Here is a 17787-nt window from a genome sequence, read left to right on the forward strand (position 1 = left end):
TATGAATATAAAACTAATTGACAATGGAAAAATTCACTATGGTGAATCAATGGCACATCAAAAGGCTCTATTCGATAAGGCTATTGAAGCTAAACATCGTAATGAACCAGTACAGCACCACTTGATATTCAATGAACACTACCCTGTTCTCACTCTGGGAAAGCACGGCGATCATAACAATATATTATACAGCGAAGAATATCTTCATCAACATGGTATTGAGCTCTATAATATAGGAAGAGGAGGAGACGTCACTTACCATGGTCCTGGACAGTGGACCATCTACCCTATCTTCGACCTTGAGGAGCTAGGAATCGGGATAAGGGACTACGTGGATGCTCTGGAGGAAGTAGCCATCAGAGTTGCTGATAAATATGGAGTCAGAGCTGGTCGAATAAAGGGAGCATCTGGAGTATGGATTACTAAGGATAATGGCGACACTAATAAACTCTGTGCTGTAGGTATTCAAGCAAGCCGATACGTTACAATGCATGGTATAGCCTTTAATGTAAGTACAGATCCAAAAGCCTTTAGCATAATCAATCCCTGTGGGTTCACTGATCGGGGTGTAACCAACCTATCTATTGAATCTGGGAGAGTCATTTCGATGAGCGAAGCTAAGGAGGAGCTTATCAAAGCCTTCAGTTCTGTATTCGATAGAGACATAGAGCTATAAGCTCAATGTATAAGTAATGTTATATCCTTACTGATCCACAAAAAGAAGCTTAAAAAACAGTATAAATGGCTGACAATTGTGGTTTTTGAAAAATAATGGCACAAATATTGACCAATAAGTCTTAGACCAACCCGTATAAAGGTGGTCAAAAAATATAATTATACTAACATACATTAGAAAGGAATAACCTATGGAAAAAGGGTATGAGCTGATTGACAATCAGGAGAAAAACCAATATGAATATCATATTGAGGGCCATGTAGCAAAAATAGAATACATTAAGTCGGCAAAAAATGAAATCTTCCTGACACATACAGAAGTGCCAAGAGTATTAGAAGGTCGTGGTATTGGTACAAGCCTAGTTAGAGATGTGCTTGAAGATGTAGAAAAACAAGACCTCCGCCTTGTCCCTCTGTGCCCCTTTGTAGCAATGTACATCAAGAAAAATCCGGAATGGAAGAAGTTAGTTCTTCGTGGGATAAATATCTAATATCTATATAAGTTTAACCATTCAAGAGGATTTAATCATTAAAAGAAAAATGTTATTATGGGAAAGAAAATTGAATATAAGAGTGATGAACTGACGATTATTTGGCAACCTGAACTATGCCAACACGCAGGAATTTGTGTTAAAACACTCCCTAAAGTATATAACCCAGATGCCCGCCCATGGGTAAAAATGGAAAATGCTACTACAGAGGAATTAATCAATCAAATAGATTTATGCCCTTCTGGAGCACTGAGTTATAAGAAAAATAAATAACAAAGAATATAAGCACATAGTCTTATATTCATACCATTAAAAGGAGAAAAAGTATGAAAAAAGTAATAGATAAGTCAGACTCAAGAGGTTATTTCGACCATGGTTGGCTAAAAACACATCACACATTTAGCTTTGCAAATTATCGGAATCCTAATCGTGTGCATTTTGGAGCCCTACGTGTTCTTAATGATGACACAGTACTTCCGACAGAGGGATTTGGGATGCATCCGCATAGAAATATGGAGGTCGTATCCATTCCACTAAAAGGGTACCTAAGACATGGTGACAGCATTGATAATGAGGAAACAATCACACCAGGAGATGTACAAGTAATGAGTACTGGTACAGGTATCTTCCATAAAGAGTATAATGATAGTGATACAGAAGAATTGAAATTCTTGCAGATTTGGATCATTCCAAACGAAGAAGAGACTCCACCTGAATATCACAATTATGACATACGTCCGTTATTGAAGGATAATGAACTAGTAACATTCATATCCCCTAAAGGAGGAGAAGCTGAAGCCCAGTTAAGACAGGAGACTTGGTTCTCCATGGGGACCTTTGATGCTGGTAAGCAAATCTCTTATCAGTTAAAAGGAAAGAACACTGGAGTCTATTTCTTCATCATCGAAGGAGATGTTAATATCGCTGATGAGGAACTATCAGATCGTGATGGTATTGGCGTTTGGGATACAGATGAAGTTTCACTGAAATTCAACTCCAAAGCAAGAGTTCTAGCTATAGAGGTAGCGATGTGATCTTATCTCTGTGCTATTTCAACGCATAGATGATATTGAATAATAATTTAGTACTCGGTAAAAGCCTATCTTCAATTATTGAATGGCTTTTATCGAGTATTATTTTATAGATCCTGATTTCATAGATAGGATGATATGACACCTCCTATGATCTAGAAAGTATTCGTGATAGCAACCTCCTCATTTAGTAAGTTTTATATCACAGATAGACCTATTCTAAATAAGGGCTCATGAACTAGTGTAAAATCTTCCTATTGGAAACTGTTCTTCTTGTCATAGGAAAAAAATATGTTTCATATATGAAACATTTCTCCTTCATATAACTAAAATTTCGCCTGCTTTTACCGATTAGAAATCCCCCCCCCTCGTTACGTTTTGATTTTTTTAATTGGGTCATCCTATTTCAGTCGCATAGAGTTTTTCAGCCATCATCAAACCCCTTAGGTGAGTTACTAATTCATCTGCAAAAATAGCTCTTTACGCAACAATCCATGTAAAGCCCTACACAAACCAGACTCTCATATTTTCAGTATGAAAGCTGAAGTAAGAAAGATAATCATTAAGTTTGTATAATTAATATAGAGAGCTCTCTATCGACTTAATATGTTTTTGGTATCAGTGGCTTTGACTTAGTTCTAAATGCTATGCTCTAAGAGATACGAGGATATTTCGAAGAAGACTGATAGAGTCAGAAAAAGCAAAATGATGCTGATGAAATTAAGGAGATAGGGTCATCAACTAAAAAAATATTCTTTTTTATTCTGATGGAAGAAAAGGTTAGAGAAATACTGAATAAATGGATAGATCCCAACGAACAGATTATAATAGGACTGAGTGGAGGGGCCGATTCCGTAGCTCTTGCCCACATTGTCAGTGATGCCGGATACCCTATAGAGTTTATCCACATAAACTTTCATCTTAGAGATGAAGAAAGTGACCGAGATGAGGCCTTTGTGAGGAACTTACATAAGGAGTATTTCATGAAACACAATCTACAAGTCATCGATGTGGATACCATAGCCTACGCCAAAGAAAAAGGCATCTCAATCGAGATGGCTGCACGAGACCTTCGATATTCTTTATTCAGAGAAATTGCAGGCCGCAAAGGGATTAAGTGGATCTTAGTAGGACATCATGCTGATGACCAAATAGAAACAGCACTGCTGAACTTATCTCGGGGCACCGGAGGAACGGGGATGGCTGGAATGGAGATCACAAATAAGCAAAATATATTCCGTCCTATGCTCGGGATTTGGCGACATGAGATCATTTCATATATGAAGCAGCATGGCTACAAGTTTTGTACGGATTCGACTAATATAGATACTAAGTATAAGCGTAACCTGATTAGGCATAAGGTAATACCCTTGATGGAGAAGCTGAACCCATCTTTTAAGGAGTCTATGCTCAGAAGTATGGAGAACTTCAGAGAAGAAAAGCAAGTGCTGGATTACTTCACAGATGATTATTTCGACTCGATATATGACGCTCCAAGTGCAACCATAGACCTACGGAAACAAGAGCTCCACCCGCAAGCTAAACCATTGCTATCAAGAAAACTAAGGTCTATGAACTTTTCGGACACTCAGGTCCATAATATCCTGACATATCATCAAAATAAGAAGTGTACTTCATATAGTAATATTGAGAAGGATATCTACTTACAAATATATCGAGGTATAGGATTCTTCTACGATAATGATTTTCCCAACCCCTCTCCACTAACGAAGTTAACTGCAGGGATGCACGAACTAGAAGGTATCGGAACTATTGCTATTGGTGGATTTGAGGGTACCCTAAGGATTAGTCATGCGATGATAGAGGGAGGAGGTAGCAATATTAGTTTTCGCACCGCCACTAAGGAAGATTACTTTCAGCCATACGGAATGAGGAAGGGGAAGAAAAAGCTATTCAGATACTTGGGTGAAAAGGGCATCCCTGAATGTTATCGAGAGCTGTGGCCTGTTCTATGCCTTGATGATCATGTTATAGCTGTCCTACCATTTGAGATCAGTGATAATGCAAAGTTATCTTCAGGCGAAAGGGGCATAAACATCGCCTTTTATCCAAGTAAAAATACATTTGGAGAAATTGTAAAGCTTTTCAGCAAGTAAAGTGCTAAGAATTGGTTATTTTTGCATTGGTAAGTATATTATAAATTAGGATCGGAGGTAAATAAAGTGGAACCACTTTTAGAATTAAAGAACATATCCATAAAGCGTGAGGAAAATGCTATTCTTCAGAACGCTTCATTGAACATATATCCAGGTGAATTTGTCTATTTGATTGGACGTGTGGGAGCTGGCAAATCAACTTTGCTCAAATCCATATACGCAGATCTCCCACTCGATTCAGGAGAGGGTAGATTTAGCGAATATGATTTAAAAAAGATAAAAAGAAAGCAGATCCCATTCCTTAGACGTGAGCTAGGCATCATATTCCAGGACTTTCAGCTGCTTCAAGACAGATCGGTAGAGAAGAATCTCGAATTTGTACTAAAAGCAACAGGCTGGAAAGACAAGAAGGAGATTAGAGATAGGATTAAGGAGGTCCTAGACCTTGTAGGCCTAGATCATAAAGCCTATAAGATGCCACATGAATTATCTGGAGGTGAGCAACAACGCGTAGTCATTTCACGTGCTTTGCTGAATAAACCTAAAATGATTTTGGCCGATGAGCCTACTGGGAATCTGGATCCCCAAACGAGTGAACAAATCATCATGCTCCTTCGTGAGATAAAGGAGATGGGGACTACAGTCCTGATGAGTACTCACAATTATTCTCTTGTCAAAAAATATCCTGAGAGGATTGTAAAGGTAGAGAATGGTGGATTAGTAGAGATGCAACTCCGAGACGGTTTATAATAATCAGCTATTAATTAGGATTAGATGACAACAGATTTAAATTACTCCGATGCCCTTGTAATGAAATTTGGGGGTACATCGGTGGGAAATCCAGAGCGTATTCGTAATGTAGCCGATTTAATCACGACAAAAGAGCGAAAGATAGTTGTCCTTTCGGCTATGTCTGGAGTTACGAATAGCTTAGTTGAAATTTGTCAGCTCTACTATTCTGGTAACAAGCAAGGGGCTCTTAATACCATTAGAGCCCTTCAGGATAGATATTCAGAAGCTATCAAAGGGCTGTATGAGACACCTGACAATATTTCTGATGCGGAGGCATTTGTAGCTCAGAAGATGGACTTCATTCGTGAGTTTCAGAAAGAATTTTTCACAGACTTTGAAGAGCGTCAGATATTAGCACAGGGTGAAATAATCTCAATAGAGATGATGCGTCTTTACTTGAAAGAAAGGGGTGTAGAGGCTGTGAAGCTTCCAGCTCTGGACTATATGATTACAAATAAGTATGGCGAACCAAATCAGGAACTTATAAGACAGCAATTATTGGCATTACTACGTAAGTATCCTGATCAAAGGCTATTCTTGACCGAAGGATATATCTGCCGTAATGCTTACCTAGAAATAGACAACCTAAAGCGTGGTGGAAGTGATTACACCGCATCTCTCGTAGGTGCTGCAATTGATGCGAAGGAGATCCAGATATGGACCGATATTGATGGCATGCACAATAATGACCCAAGGGTTGTTGATAAAACAGATCCTGTGCATATTCTTCATTTTGATGAAGCAGCAGAATTGGCCTACTTCGGTGCGAAGATATTACACCCAACCTGTATCCATCCCGCAAAGATGGCTAACATTCCAGTACGGTTGCTTAATTCCATGGAGCCTGATGCCGAAGGAACCCTCATCTCCAATCGGATGATAGAGGGTAAAATAAAGGCTGTAGCAGCTAAGGATGGCATCACCTCGATTAGGATTTTGAGTAGACGGATGCTCCTTGCACATGGCTTTTTCCGTAAGGTCTTTGAGGTCTTTGAGCAACATCAGACCCCTGTGGATATGGTCACGACGAGTGAGGTAGCCGTTTCCCTAACGATTGATAATACGAATCGACTAGAAGAGATTCTAGGAGAACTAAAAAAGTTTAGCACCGTCTATGTCGATAACGATATGACCATCCTAAGCGTTGTAGGGGATCTCAACTGGAAAAATGTAGGCTTCGAAAGTGATATTGTGAAGGCGTTGGAAAAGATTCCTGTACGTATGATTTCATACGGGGGCTCTAACTATAATGTATCTATGCTGATAAGAAGTGAAGATAAGGAAGAATCTCTCAACCTCCTCAGCCAAAATCTCTTCTACAACAATTCATTATAGAGTAAGAATTAAAGTCACATATCATGAATGAGAGTGTGAAGACATGGATTTATGCAACACGGCCCCATACATTGGGTGCGTCCGTGGCACCGATGTTGATAGTATTAGGAGCTCTCATTGCTGATGGAGGGTTGCACTTTGGGCTCTATCTATTGTGCTTCATCGTCGCATTATCGGCACAGATAGCAAGCAACTTTGCAAACGATTACTTTGATTATATCGGGGAGAAGGACACCTCGAAGAGAATAGGCTTTGAACGTCTATTACAAAGTGGTAAGGTGACGCCCAAACAAATGATGCTCGCCCTCATAATAGCATTAGTCATTTGTGCTGCAGCTGGTATCACCCTTGTAGCCATACAGAACTGGGCATTAATAATCATCGGTGTCCTTGTAATCCTGGGGGCGATCTCCTATTCAGCAGGACCTTTCCCCCTATCCCATCAAGCATTGGGCGATATAGCTGTAGTCTTTTTTTATGGGCTAATACCTATCTTAGCTAGTTACTATGCCATCAATGGGATGTTCCTACCCTATCTAATCCCTCTAGCATTCGGGATAGGGATATGGGAAGCCAACATCCTGGTAACTAATAATTATAGGGATTACGATGAAGACGTGACGAGTGGAAAAAGGACCCTTATAGTGAGGATGGGCAAAGCCTCAGGGCCAATTCTTTATTTGATTAACGCAGTACTATCAGTCATTTGCATATTCCTAGGACTATTCCTCTCTGGAAGAACAGTATGGGCTATTATCATAGGAGTGATATGCCTATTCCTCTTCGGTATAGGGGTACTCTCTATTAGACGGCTTCGGCCATCGTCACTGAATAAGTTACTTAAGTACACTAATATAGTATCCTTAATAGTAGGCTTTCTAATACTTATCGCCTTAATTTTTTAGACGTAAGGAATCACGTAACTTCTGTCGATATTTCTTAAGGACTGGCTCAGAGGAAATCTCCCCACTATTAACAAATCTCTCTACCTCTTCAGGATGATTTATATAGAGCTCAGAGAGAGTCCAAGCCACACCCATCTGTACCAAATATTCATGATCCCACTGAAGGCTTTGACATTGAGCTAAAGCATCTTCTATCGGAATTAACTCTAGCTTATTGAGAGGCATTTGCACCACCACCGTAAGCCTTCGTGCAAAAGGGTTGGGTGAAGTCGTATTGGCTTCCACCGAAGAAAGAACTTCTCTTAGCCCACCTCTTATAGCAAAGTCACCCAAAATGCTTTGGTAGAGATCAGGTACAGCCCAGCCATCGCACAAATTATAAAATAGAGGGAGAACATCGCCTACCCTCACCAGTGGGAGAACCCTCTGGACTATCAGCCCAAATAACAGCTTATATTCATACCATTGAATAGCCTTAGGATAAAGTAACTCTAGAGTATCCTCATAAGTTATCAGCTTAGAGAGCGTGCGAGCAAAACGCCTAATCACCCCCATACGAATCCCAAGGATTGTATCAGGATTAGTGGTTACCTTCACTCGCTCAGCAAGGAACAGTCTATAAGAAGACTCGGCAGTAGCCTCAAACTCCTTCATGAGTTCGACTACTGCCGAGCATTTGTCAGTATGAGACATAGATGGATTAGCTCAAGCCATGAATGACACCATCTATAAGATCCATATGATTAGCACTAGGCTCCTTAGGAAGTCCAGGCATACGCATGATATTGCCCATGATGACCACAATCATTTCAGCACCAGAATTGACTACCACATCCTGTACATTAAGACTAAAGTCAGTTGGAGCACCTACAGCTGAAGCATCATCAGAGAAAGAATACTGAGTCTTCGCTATACATACTGGGAAGTGTGCGTATCCCAGCTCCTCAATCTTCTTGATGGCTTTTTCTGCCTTGTTTTCATAATCAACGCGCTTAGCACGATAGATATTAGAGGTAATATACTCTATCTTCTCTTTGATAGACATCTTATCGTCATACAAGAAATCAAGAGGCTTAGAAGGATTCTTCTCAATGGTCTCTACCACTACCCTTGCAAGCTCTGTCGCTCCATTACCACCATCAGAGAATGCAGTATTGACAGCAAATGGTAAGTTGTTTTCCTCACAATGCTGACGGATTAATTCAATCTCTGCATCTGTATCAGTAGGGAATCTATTGATACTCACTACAACACTTTGTCCGAACTTACGAAGGTTCTCAACATGACGATCCATGTTACAGAACCCATTACGAAGGGCATCAAGGTTCTCGCTCTTAAGCTCCTTTGGATTGACCCCACCATGTAACTTTAGAGCTTGAGCAGTAGCTACAAGGACTGATAGCTTAGGAGAAAGTCCTGCCTGACGGCACTTGATATCAAAGAACTTCTCACCACCAAGGTCAGCACCGAAACCAGCCTCTGTAATTGCATAGTCACCATACTTCAGAGCCATTCTTGTCGCCATCACAGAGTTACAACCATGGGCGATATTAGCAAATGGACCTCCATGTATGAACGCTGGTGTATTCTCTGTAGTTTGCACTAAGTTAGGATTAATAGCATCCTTTAGTAGAATAGTAATAGCACCACCTACACCAAGATCTTTGACTGTAAATGGAGCACCATCCTTCTTATACCCAAGGAGAATATTATCAATTCTTCTGCGAAGGTCATCTACATCAGTTGCAAGACATAAAATAGCCATAATCTCAGAAGCAGGTGTGATATCAAAGCCCGTCTCAGTTGGTATGCCATTAGTTACAGCACCTAGGCCAGTAATCACATGACGTAAGCTACGGTCGTTAACATCCTGTACACGTCTCCAGATAATACGGCTTAAGCCATTTTCATTATTTCTATTTTGGTAGGCATAGTTATCAACCAATGCTGCGATAGTATTATTAGCCGATGTGATAGCGTGGAAGTCTCCAGTAAAGTGAAGGTTAATCTGGTCCATTGGCAATACTTGGGCATATCCACCTCCTGCAGCTCCACCCTTCATACCAAAGACAGGGCCAAGTGATGGCTCACGTAGAGCAACATAGGCCTTCTTACCTATTTTATTCAGCCCTAATGCTAGACCGATAGAGACAGTGGTCTTACCAATACCTGCTTTAGTAGGTGTGATGGCAGTAACTAGAATTAGGTTTCCTTGCTTATCATCTTTTTTTAGTTGATCAGCATCTATCTTTGCCATGTATTTTCCATATGGATTAACATGGTCAAGAGGGATACCAGCTTTTTCAGCAATTTGGTTAATCTCGAGAAGCTTTGACTCTCTAGCAATTTCAATATCTGATTTCATAAATCAATAGAATAAATTATTATGTTATTTAATGTATATATTACAACGTTATGTAGGCTCTTATAGAACCACTATTATAAAAACAAGCCTATGACCAATTGGTTCATTAGAAGGGCATAAAAATGACAAATCATACTAAAAACACCACATCTTCAAAAAACAATTAAAGCCAATTCATCCATTCAAAAGAAATTTGCTAAATATGCCCTCTCAAAAAAAATCTATCTGCAAATACAGGTGATCCCCATGATTACTCTGTAACCTTATCCTTCATCCTCATCATCTATCTCTTCCAGTCGTAGTTGATACAGAGCCTCCGCAGCTGCTTCAAACTCATCCACTATAGCGTTTGAAACCCTGACAATCCAAATATGTCCATTGACATCTGCATCATTACCGATGGTCTCTGCATCATGATTCTTCAAGAGCATCATCACAGGATTAATTAAATCAAAGGGGAATTGGAGTTTGAATCGAGTGTATAATATTCTCTCTTCTATAGTATTATTATGAATAGCCTCTGCCGCGGCACTCTTGTATGCCGTAATCAGCCCTCCTGTACCCAACTTGACACCACCAAAGTAACGTATGACAATAATCAATACATCCGTCAGTTCGTGACTGTGTATCTGCCCTAAAATAGGCTTTCCTGCGGTGCTACTGGGCTCGCCATCATCATTGGCACGCTCTTCCATTTCATACTTACCAACTCTATAGGCCCAACAAACATGCCTTGCATCATAATACTTTTTGCGAAACTCATCAATCAATACCATAGCTTCAGATTCGGACGAAACAGGCAAAGCATGAGAGATAAATTTACTTCGCTTCTCGGTGTAGAGTCCCTCTGAAGGAGATGAGATAGTACGATAGCTATGAACTTTCTTCACAAGAGTTACTACTTATCTTATCTATTCAACATCTTATCGAGTACTGGACGCCAATCTTCGCCATTATCTGGACAGTAAGTTACAAATCCTAATGTTCGAGCCATCCGAGTATTTGCTGGTCCATCGTCTATAAAAAGTGTTTCGGACGCTACGATACCTGAATCCTTGATAATATTCTCGAAGATTTCCTTTTCGGGCTTGCACATCTTCATTTCATAAGACTTATAACAGATATCAAAGTAGCTCTCTAAAGAACGGTGATTATCAAGCAACTGCCCCTCTGTCGCCATCTTCCAGATAAAAGGGTTTGTATTACTAATCAACAACAACCGAATATCCTCAGGTAGTCCCTCTTCGAGATAATCAAACTTATAGTCCTGCACCTTATTTACAAACCCATGAATCGCGTGGCGTACCTGATCTGGTGTAAGCTGGACATCATAGAGGCGATTCAGCTCTGCAGTGAAACTCTCCTCGGTATGAACCCCTCTCTCTAGATCTAAAAAAATCCCGCTTTGTAAATAGGGATCTAACATCTGATCGGCATCATGGATACCAAGTTCCTCAAATCGTCTTACACATACCTCTCTAGTATGCTCTATAAAAACCCCTCCAAGGTCAAATAATATGTTCTTAATCATACTTAATCTAATAATTCTACTTCACCCAAAGATAAGCATTTTTCGGCGGGCTAAAAAGTCCACCTTCCCCATTGTTTGCCTACAAGCTATAGGTACACAATTCGCAAAGTATCTATGATTACCTAGCACAGACTCTTTAAGTAAATGAGATGGCACCTCAAAACTAAGATCGTACACTTAGATTCAACATTGACGTCGCTCTGCCTGAGTATATAGGTCTAAGCCTTTACACACACTATCAATGAAGAAGACACCTGCCGCACAAAATGATTGAAGTCAAGACTCTTCACCAGGACAGTATTTTCAGAATAAATACTACCATTGTAAGCTCTTAGTAGGACCTTATAAAAAAAGTACACAGGAGACTTCAGCAGTCCCCTGTGTTCAAAGAAACAAATCAATCTAAAAACATCAAATGATTTACATCATTAAAGAGTTAATATTATTAATTCTTCTATTGTTAATATCTTATAGTGTCGAAATAGGAGCAATAGGAGCATCACTAAGTCTTTGGAAATGTGCACGAGGATGATCACAAGCAGGACATACTACAGGTGGTTCTATTCCCTTCATTATATAACCACATTTACGGCATTGCCATACAATCTCCTCTTCGCTAGTGAACATCTTATTTTCCTTGATACGCTTAGCAAATTCAGTATAAACTTTAGAGTGTTGACCTTCTGCAACAGCGATATGACGGTATGCCTCTGCAATTTCAGGGAAACCTTCCTCCTCTGCCACGTCAGCAAATCCAGGATATAGACTCTCCATCTCCTCCCACTCCAACTTAGCTGAAGCTTCCAAGTTCTCCAAAGTCTTACCAATTACTCCTGCAGGAAAATCCGCATTGACATTAACCATGCCTCCCTCTAAGAACTTGAAGAAACGCTTAGCATGTGCTTTTTCCTGATCCGCAGTCTGCTCAAAGAAAGCCTGTACCTCTACAAAACCGTCTTTCTTAGCTTGACTTGCAAAAAAGCTATAACGGGCGTGTGCCTGGCTTTCATTTGCAAATGACATAATTAGGTTTTTCTCTGTCTGAGTTCCTTTTAGACTCTTTTTTCCCATAACGATATTAATATTTTATTTTTTAATGTTGAACAACCAAGTAATCACCACTAATAGCTACATAATATGTCTATTAGTCTCACCTATCAAAAGCAAATATAAATACATTTAAGTAGATAACCAAAGAAAAATGAGTATAAAATACCTACATATAGGTATTCTATACTCATATAGGGGATACTAAAAACAACCTTTTTTATTGTAACATCGGTATAGCTCTATGAAGTGCTTTGATAAGAAAATCCACCTCCTCTTTGGTATTATAGACCGCAAAACTTACCCTAGCTGTACCATCAATACCATATCTCTCCATCAATGGCTGTGCACAATGGTGACCAGTTCTAATGGCTATGCCTTGTCTATCAAGCAACACACCTAAGTCATATGGGTGAATACCATCAATAAGAAAACTAATGACCGCCTCCTTTTCAGCAGCCGTACCATATATCTTTAGTCCCGAGATCTTCTGTAACTCTTCTGTGGCATACTCTAGTAACGCTTTCTCATGAGCCTGCAAGGCATCAAAACCAATATTCTCAATATATCGCAAGCCTTCCATAAGACCTACAGAACCGAGAAAGTCTGGCGTTCCAGCTTCAAACTTAAAGGGGAGTTCATTAAATGTAGTACCAGCAAAGCTAACGTGCTCAATCATCTCTCCACCTCCTTGATAAGGAGGGAGCTTATCCAGCCATTCTCGTTTGCCATACAGAACACCTACCCCTGTGGGTCCATAAGCTTTATGAGCACTGAATGCTAAGAAGTCAACATCTAGATCCTGCACATCAATCTGACGATGAGCTATAGCTTGTGCAGCATCAATCATCACAGGGACATCGTGCTTATGAGCTTCTTTCACAATATCCTTTATCGGATTAACCGTACCTAATACATTCGAAGCAAAGCAGATGGAGACTAACTTAGTCTTATCGGAAAAGGCCGCCCTATATGCATCTAGATCCAGCTCACCATTATCATGTATCGGGACGACCTTTAGCTTAATCCCCATTCGAGTCTCTGCCATTTGCCAAGGTACAATATTAGAGTGATGCTCCATCTCCGAAATAATCACCTCATCGCCCTCCTTCATGAAGGCAGGACAAAAAGTAGAGGCAATGAGATTGATCCCCTCAGTTGTACCCCTCACAAATAATACCTCTGCCGACTCACGTGCATTAATAAAATTGGCCACATACGTCCTAGCCTCCTCGTGAGCTTCGGTCGCCTTCTGGCTTAGGAAATGGACTCCACGATGAATATTAGCATTACGCCTGTAATAAGCTTCATTCATACGCTCTACCACTTGAGTAGGTCGCTGTGTCGTAGCAGCATTATCTAAATACACCAATGGAATACCATTATAAATCCTCTCCCCTAATGCAGGAAAGTCAGCTCTTATCTTATCTATATTCATAATCGAAAATTATTAATCATTCAAAATTTGATGAAGCATCCCCACATACAGCCCTGCTGTCTCTGTACGAAGGCGCTCCCTACCAAGAGAAACCACCTCATAACCAGCACTTACAGCATCCCTCACCTCCTCTGGAGTGAAATCTCCTTCGGGACCGATCAAATAAGTGGCACTCCGTCCTTTAGTAAAACAATCCTTTAGCTCTTTTCGTTCATATTCAGCACCACAGTAGGCTATAAACTTATCATCACTCTCATCGTTTTTGAGGAATTCGTCTAAGCCCTTTACCATATCAAGCTCTACAGTCCTTAGCTTCTCGGACTGTTTCACGGCAGCTACCATAATACGTTCCATCCGTTCCATATTAACTCGGCTTCGGATCGTACGATCTGTAACGACAAAAGAAACTTTATCAACACCAACCTCTACTAACTTCTCCAAAGTCCACTCTATTCGGTCAGCATTTTTAGTCGGTGCTATAGCCACATGGAGATAGGGTCTGTAGGGTAGCTCCTCACGCACTAAATGTAGATCAGTAACGGTGGCACTTTTAGGATTATTTCCGTCAAGAATCCCTGTGTACAGTCGCCCTTGACCATCAGTGATGTGAATGAGAGTACCTGTCTGCAATCTCAGCACGCGTATTGCATGCTGTGCCTCAGACTCACTTAACATCTTAGTCTCCTTAATATCTGGTACATAGAAGTATGATAGCTCTACTTGTTTATCACCTTTGGATTTAGCCATAACCTCGCACTGTGTAATAATTATTATTTTTACTCTTCTGCTAAGAACTGAGCCCACTCATATTTCTCAAGAGCAACAGCCAGCTCTTTAAGCTCCTCCATATCTTCTTCACTTAGCTCTAAGAGCAAATGATCTCTTGTGGAATAACGTTCAAACTCCGTAGGATTGATATCCCTACTGATAGCAGTCTTAACTTTATCACTCCAAGTCATACTAGAAGAAAAGCCAAATTCCTCTTCCAACTTAGCTCGCTCGCGCTTAGCCACTCTTAGATGATCATTCATGAAGAGCTTTACACTAGTATAGATGGGGATATTCTTATGAGTCAGTGCAAAGGAGATCCCGTCATGAGTCGGAACCCTCAGATATTTACCATCACCAAGCTCATTCATCGAATGGAGGTAACTCAATATCTCTCCAGGGTTATCGTCATCGGGTACTAAAAGCAGTTTTCTGAACCTCACTCCCATGGCATCTTGATAACCATTGATAACATCTGTATCAAATAAGAACTCATATCGGAGCAGCTTGAGAAGCATCATAACTTCATTAGCATACTTCGCGGGTACATTGACCGTCAGTATCGTCTCTTTGCCCCAAAACTCATAAAGCTCCTTATAGAATGGACTAGGGTCATGAGTCGCTATTTTTAAAACAATATCTAAGCCTTGTAGCCGCTTATCCACCCTATACCTATGGACTTTTTCAAAGACCATTTGTACCAACTGTTCGTGAGCAAAATCCCCAGGATCTCTTTCCTCCCAATCTAATATATTATTCATTTTCCTCTCCTTCCTCTAGGTGTCCAATCCACTCCGCCCATTCATACTCCTCATGCTGAATCGCCAATTCAAATAGCTCACTTATCTCATGGGTATTAAGCATAGATCTATTATCCTCTAACTGCTTGTTGTTAAGTTCATCTGGACGGATGCCATCCAATATAAAATTTGATATTAATTCAAAGCCCTTTGCCTCTTGCTGCTGACCATCTGCTATACCGCCATCTAGGTAACTAACCTTTACTGTTTTAGAGGCATCGATAAGTAGTTCAAGCTCAATAAAAATACCTAACCCATGCTTAATAGCCGTATATACTAAGTTTGGTAAGTTGACTTCAAAGTGTCCTCCAGGCATATCATCATCGCGTTTATAATGCATGATTCCCTTTAATTGACCATGGACACTAAAGATGCTAATATGTGTCAGCCGAGATTTAGTAATCTTAGAGTAATAATCAATCAAATCATCCTGAACTGGTCTAAGCTTATAAATACTCGTGATTTTATAAAAATAAAGAGGGCTCAAAACTTTAGGTACCGCGATTGGGAAAACCATCTGTTTGCCATCATTATACTGATCATTAAAGGAATCATCAGAAGGCATCAATAAAATGACAAGAGATTGTTCGCTATGAGACAGGTTGCCCAATCCACTAACTTTCATCTCCACCATTTCAACTTCGCCATGTCCCTCATCCCCTATCTTATTATCCAAATCACTCATTGTATATAGATATATCCTCTTTTCTTCATAATATACAAAGTTACTCAAAAGTTACTGATTGCATATAGTTACGGATGTGGTTCCTCCTTCCTGATAAAAAAGTTAATCGAAGTGAAATGCTCGCTGATTTGGTTACAAAAATGACAAGGACTTGGATGATAAATTAAGAGACACAGAACAAAATCAAAAGCCTCAAAACATGTACTAAGGTAGAGCAACAAACATATATGGCAAAGGCATAGAATATAATTATTGGTGTCCAATGATAGAAAATATTGAATATAGAGTTTAATCATCGCTTTTCTCAAGTTATTTTATCCGAATAGAGTTTTTGCTTCTGTAAATAGGTTTTTATTGGTGTCCTTTGGAACATTTTATGACCTCTTTGGCGAGTTTGAGAACAAGTGACGTAATGAAAGTGCTTCACATATAAAAGTGCCTATTAAGGGTGAATTTTCTTCCTATAGGAAACAGTTCGGCTTCTCATAAGAAAAAATTATTTTTCCTATGAGAAGCGTTTACGTTTCATATAACTAAATTTTTCACCCCACATTTAGCTCGAAATTAACACTTGAGATTACGTTTTGAAAGCCCGTGTTATTCACTTCTCAAATGTGGAAGGATGCGTGATTCTCAAAGGTATGTCAGCTGTGTCTTTGTATTATTAAATTGTCATGAAGTGCATATTTCGGTTTGCATTGCCCCCTATTTGGATGAAGTCGCTTACGAATGGTCATAGGTGGTTCATCATGGACCTACTTGAGATACAGTAAGCTAAATATCTTGTGGTTCTCACCCCTGACCTCATTAGTTATTTGTTTATTAATTGGTATCCGATAAACATGCATAACTGCTTAGTGTGTACAGAAAAAGTAAATCTAGATCAGAATAATAGTTCTCTGATCATCATAATAAAAGAAAAGGGTGCAACTATAAGTAGTTACACCCTTTTCATTATATAGCACAAATATAGCTTAGAGATCTACATCTCCTAGCTTGTAATCAGTCTTTCCGAGGGTCTTAAAGAAACGATAAGTAGATACCTTTAACTCATTGGTGGCATCTTCATCGCAAGCGATAAAAGCGTTGGAATGTAACTGAAGTGCAGAAACAGTCCACATATGATTAACACCACCTTCAATGGCATGTTTTAGAGCATTAGCTTTCTTCGTTCCATTAATCAGAATCATCACTTCATCTGAATCCATAACAGTACCGACACCTACAGTTACCGCCTTAGTGGGGACTTGTGTCTTGTCGTCTTCGAAAAATCTAGCATTATCCATTATTGTCTCATGGGAGAGTTGCTTCACACGAGTACGCGAGGTTAGAGAAGATCCTGGCTCATTGAAAGCAATATGGCCATCGGATCCTACACCACCGATAAAGAGGTGAATCCCTCCATAACTTGCTATCTTATCTTCAAAACGCTGACACTCAGCCATCGGATCAGAGGCATTTCCATCTAAGATGTTTGTATTTTCCTCCTTGATATCAATATGGCTAAAGAAATTATCCCACATGAATGTATAGTAACTCTGCTCATGATTTTTAGGAATACCGATATACTCATCCATATTAAAGGTCACCACATTCTCAAATGAAACCTTTTTTTCACGATTAAGTCTGATTAATTCCGCATACATGCCGAGTGGTGTTGAGCCAGTAGGTAGGCCTAATATAAAAGGCTTATCATTTGTTGGCTTAAATTCATTAATACGGTTCATTACATGGGTTGCAGCCCACTTGGACATTTCATTGTAGTCCTGTAAAATGATTAATCTCATCTCTTTTAATCGTTTAATAT

Annotated in this window: 18 protein-coding genes; 8 read left to right on the forward strand and 10 right to left on the reverse strand. The window is 39.7% G+C overall.

Features of this window, described 5'->3' with window-relative positions; genetic code table 11:
• The first annotated feature begins 1 nt into the window (after position 1).
• From lipB to menA, 8 genes are all read left to right on the forward strand, one after another.
• Entirely contained in the window at positions 2–676 is a 675-nt protein-coding gene (gene lipB / locus QYZ87_00700; protein ID MDN4753057.1) for a lipoyl(octanoyl) transferase LipB, read from the forward strand.
• A gap of 190 nt (positions 677–866) precedes the next feature.
• Positions 867–1166, forward strand: coding sequence for a GNAT family N-acetyltransferase (locus QYZ87_00705; GenBank protein MDN4753058.1), 300 nt, complete (start codon positions 867–869; stop codon positions 1164–1166).
• Between the two features lie 57 nt (positions 1167–1223).
• Positions 1224–1439 (forward strand): (4Fe-4S)-binding protein, encoded by a 216-nt coding sequence (locus QYZ87_00710; protein ID MDN4753059.1) that lies wholly within the window; start codon positions 1224–1226, stop codon positions 1437–1439.
• A 53-nt stretch (positions 1440–1492) separates the two neighbouring features.
• Positions 1493–2200 carry a pirin family protein gene (locus tag QYZ87_00715; GenBank protein MDN4753060.1) on the forward strand — a complete coding sequence of 236 codons (708 nt, stop codon included), beginning with the start codon at positions 1493–1495 and terminating at the stop codon, positions 2198–2200.
• 764 nt (positions 2201–2964) lie between these two features.
• Positions 2965–4314 carry a tRNA lysidine(34) synthetase TilS gene (tilS, locus tag QYZ87_00720; protein MDN4753061.1) on the forward strand — a complete coding sequence of 450 codons (1350 nt, stop codon included), beginning with the start codon at positions 2965–2967 and terminating at the stop codon, positions 4312–4314.
• A 66-nt stretch (positions 4315–4380) separates the two neighbouring features.
• Positions 4381–5064, forward strand: a complete 684-nt coding sequence (locus QYZ87_00725; GenBank protein ID MDN4753062.1) for an ATP-binding cassette domain-containing protein — start codon at positions 4381–4383, stop codon at positions 5062–5064.
• Positions 5065–5088: 24 nt separating this feature from the next.
• Entirely contained in the window at positions 5089–6441 is a 1353-nt protein-coding gene (locus QYZ87_00730) for an aspartate kinase (GenBank protein ID MDN4753063.1), read from the forward strand.
• A 35-nt stretch (positions 6442–6476) separates the two neighbouring features.
• Complete coding sequence (menA, locus tag QYZ87_00735; GenBank protein MDN4753064.1) at positions 6477–7346, forward strand: 1,4-dihydroxy-2-naphthoate octaprenyltransferase; 870 nt, start codon at positions 6477–6479, stop codon at positions 7344–7346.
• Here menA and QYZ87_00740 read toward each other — a convergent pair.
• The 10 genes from QYZ87_00740 to nagB form a co-directional block, all read right to left on the reverse strand.
• Entirely contained in the window at positions 7335–8039 is a 705-nt protein-coding gene (locus QYZ87_00740; protein ID MDN4753065.1) for a DNA alkylation repair protein, read from the reverse strand. The two genes, menA and QYZ87_00740, sit on opposite strands and share 12 nt — an antisense overlap.
• A gap of 7 nt (positions 8040–8046) precedes the next feature.
• Positions 8047–9711 (reverse strand): formate--tetrahydrofolate ligase, encoded by a 1665-nt coding sequence (locus tag QYZ87_00745; protein MDN4753066.1) that lies wholly within the window; start codon positions 9709–9711, stop codon positions 8047–8049.
• Positions 9712–9974: 263 nt separating this feature from the next.
• Entirely contained in the window at positions 9975–10601 is a 627-nt protein-coding gene (locus QYZ87_00750; protein ID MDN4753067.1) for a YigZ family protein, read from the reverse strand.
• A gap of 17 nt (positions 10602–10618) precedes the next feature.
• Positions 10619–11242 carry an HAD family phosphatase gene (locus QYZ87_00755; GenBank protein MDN4753068.1) on the reverse strand — a complete coding sequence of 208 codons (624 nt, stop codon included), beginning with the start codon at positions 11240–11242 and terminating at the stop codon, positions 10619–10621.
• 468 nt (positions 11243–11710) lie between these two features.
• On the reverse strand, positions 11711–12313 hold the full coding sequence (locus tag QYZ87_00760) for a rubrerythrin family protein (GenBank protein MDN4753069.1): 603 nt from the start codon (positions 12311–12313) through the stop codon (positions 11711–11713).
• A gap of 196 nt (positions 12314–12509) precedes the next feature.
• Complete coding sequence (locus QYZ87_00765; GenBank protein ID MDN4753070.1) at positions 12510–13730, reverse strand: cysteine desulfurase; 1221 nt, start codon at positions 13728–13730, stop codon at positions 12510–12512.
• Positions 13731–13739: 9 nt separating this feature from the next.
• Positions 13740–14474: an RsmE family RNA methyltransferase gene (locus QYZ87_00770; GenBank protein ID MDN4753071.1), complete on the reverse strand. Its 735-nt coding sequence runs from the start codon at positions 14472–14474 to the stop codon at positions 13740–13742.
• 29 nt (positions 14475–14503) lie between these two features.
• Positions 14504–15256 carry a hypothetical protein gene (locus QYZ87_00775; GenBank protein ID MDN4753072.1) on the reverse strand — a complete coding sequence of 251 codons (753 nt, stop codon included), beginning with the start codon at positions 15254–15256 and terminating at the stop codon, positions 14504–14506.
• Positions 15249–15980 carry a hypothetical protein gene (locus QYZ87_00780; GenBank protein MDN4753073.1) on the reverse strand — a complete coding sequence of 244 codons (732 nt, stop codon included), beginning with the start codon at positions 15978–15980 and terminating at the stop codon, positions 15249–15251. The genes QYZ87_00775 and QYZ87_00780 overlap by 8 nt, the downstream gene beginning before the upstream one ends.
• Before the next feature lie 974 nt (positions 15981–16954).
• Positions 16955–17767 carry a glucosamine-6-phosphate deaminase gene (nagB, locus tag QYZ87_00785; protein MDN4753074.1) on the reverse strand — a complete coding sequence of 271 codons (813 nt, stop codon included), beginning with the start codon at positions 17765–17767 and terminating at the stop codon, positions 16955–16957.
• Positions 17768–17787 lie beyond the last annotated feature (20 nt).

It is taken from the genome of Porphyromonadaceae bacterium W3.11, assembly GCA_030434245.1.
Lineage (GTDB): Bacteria > Bacteroidota > Bacteroidia > Bacteroidales > Porphyromonadaceae > Porphyromonas_A.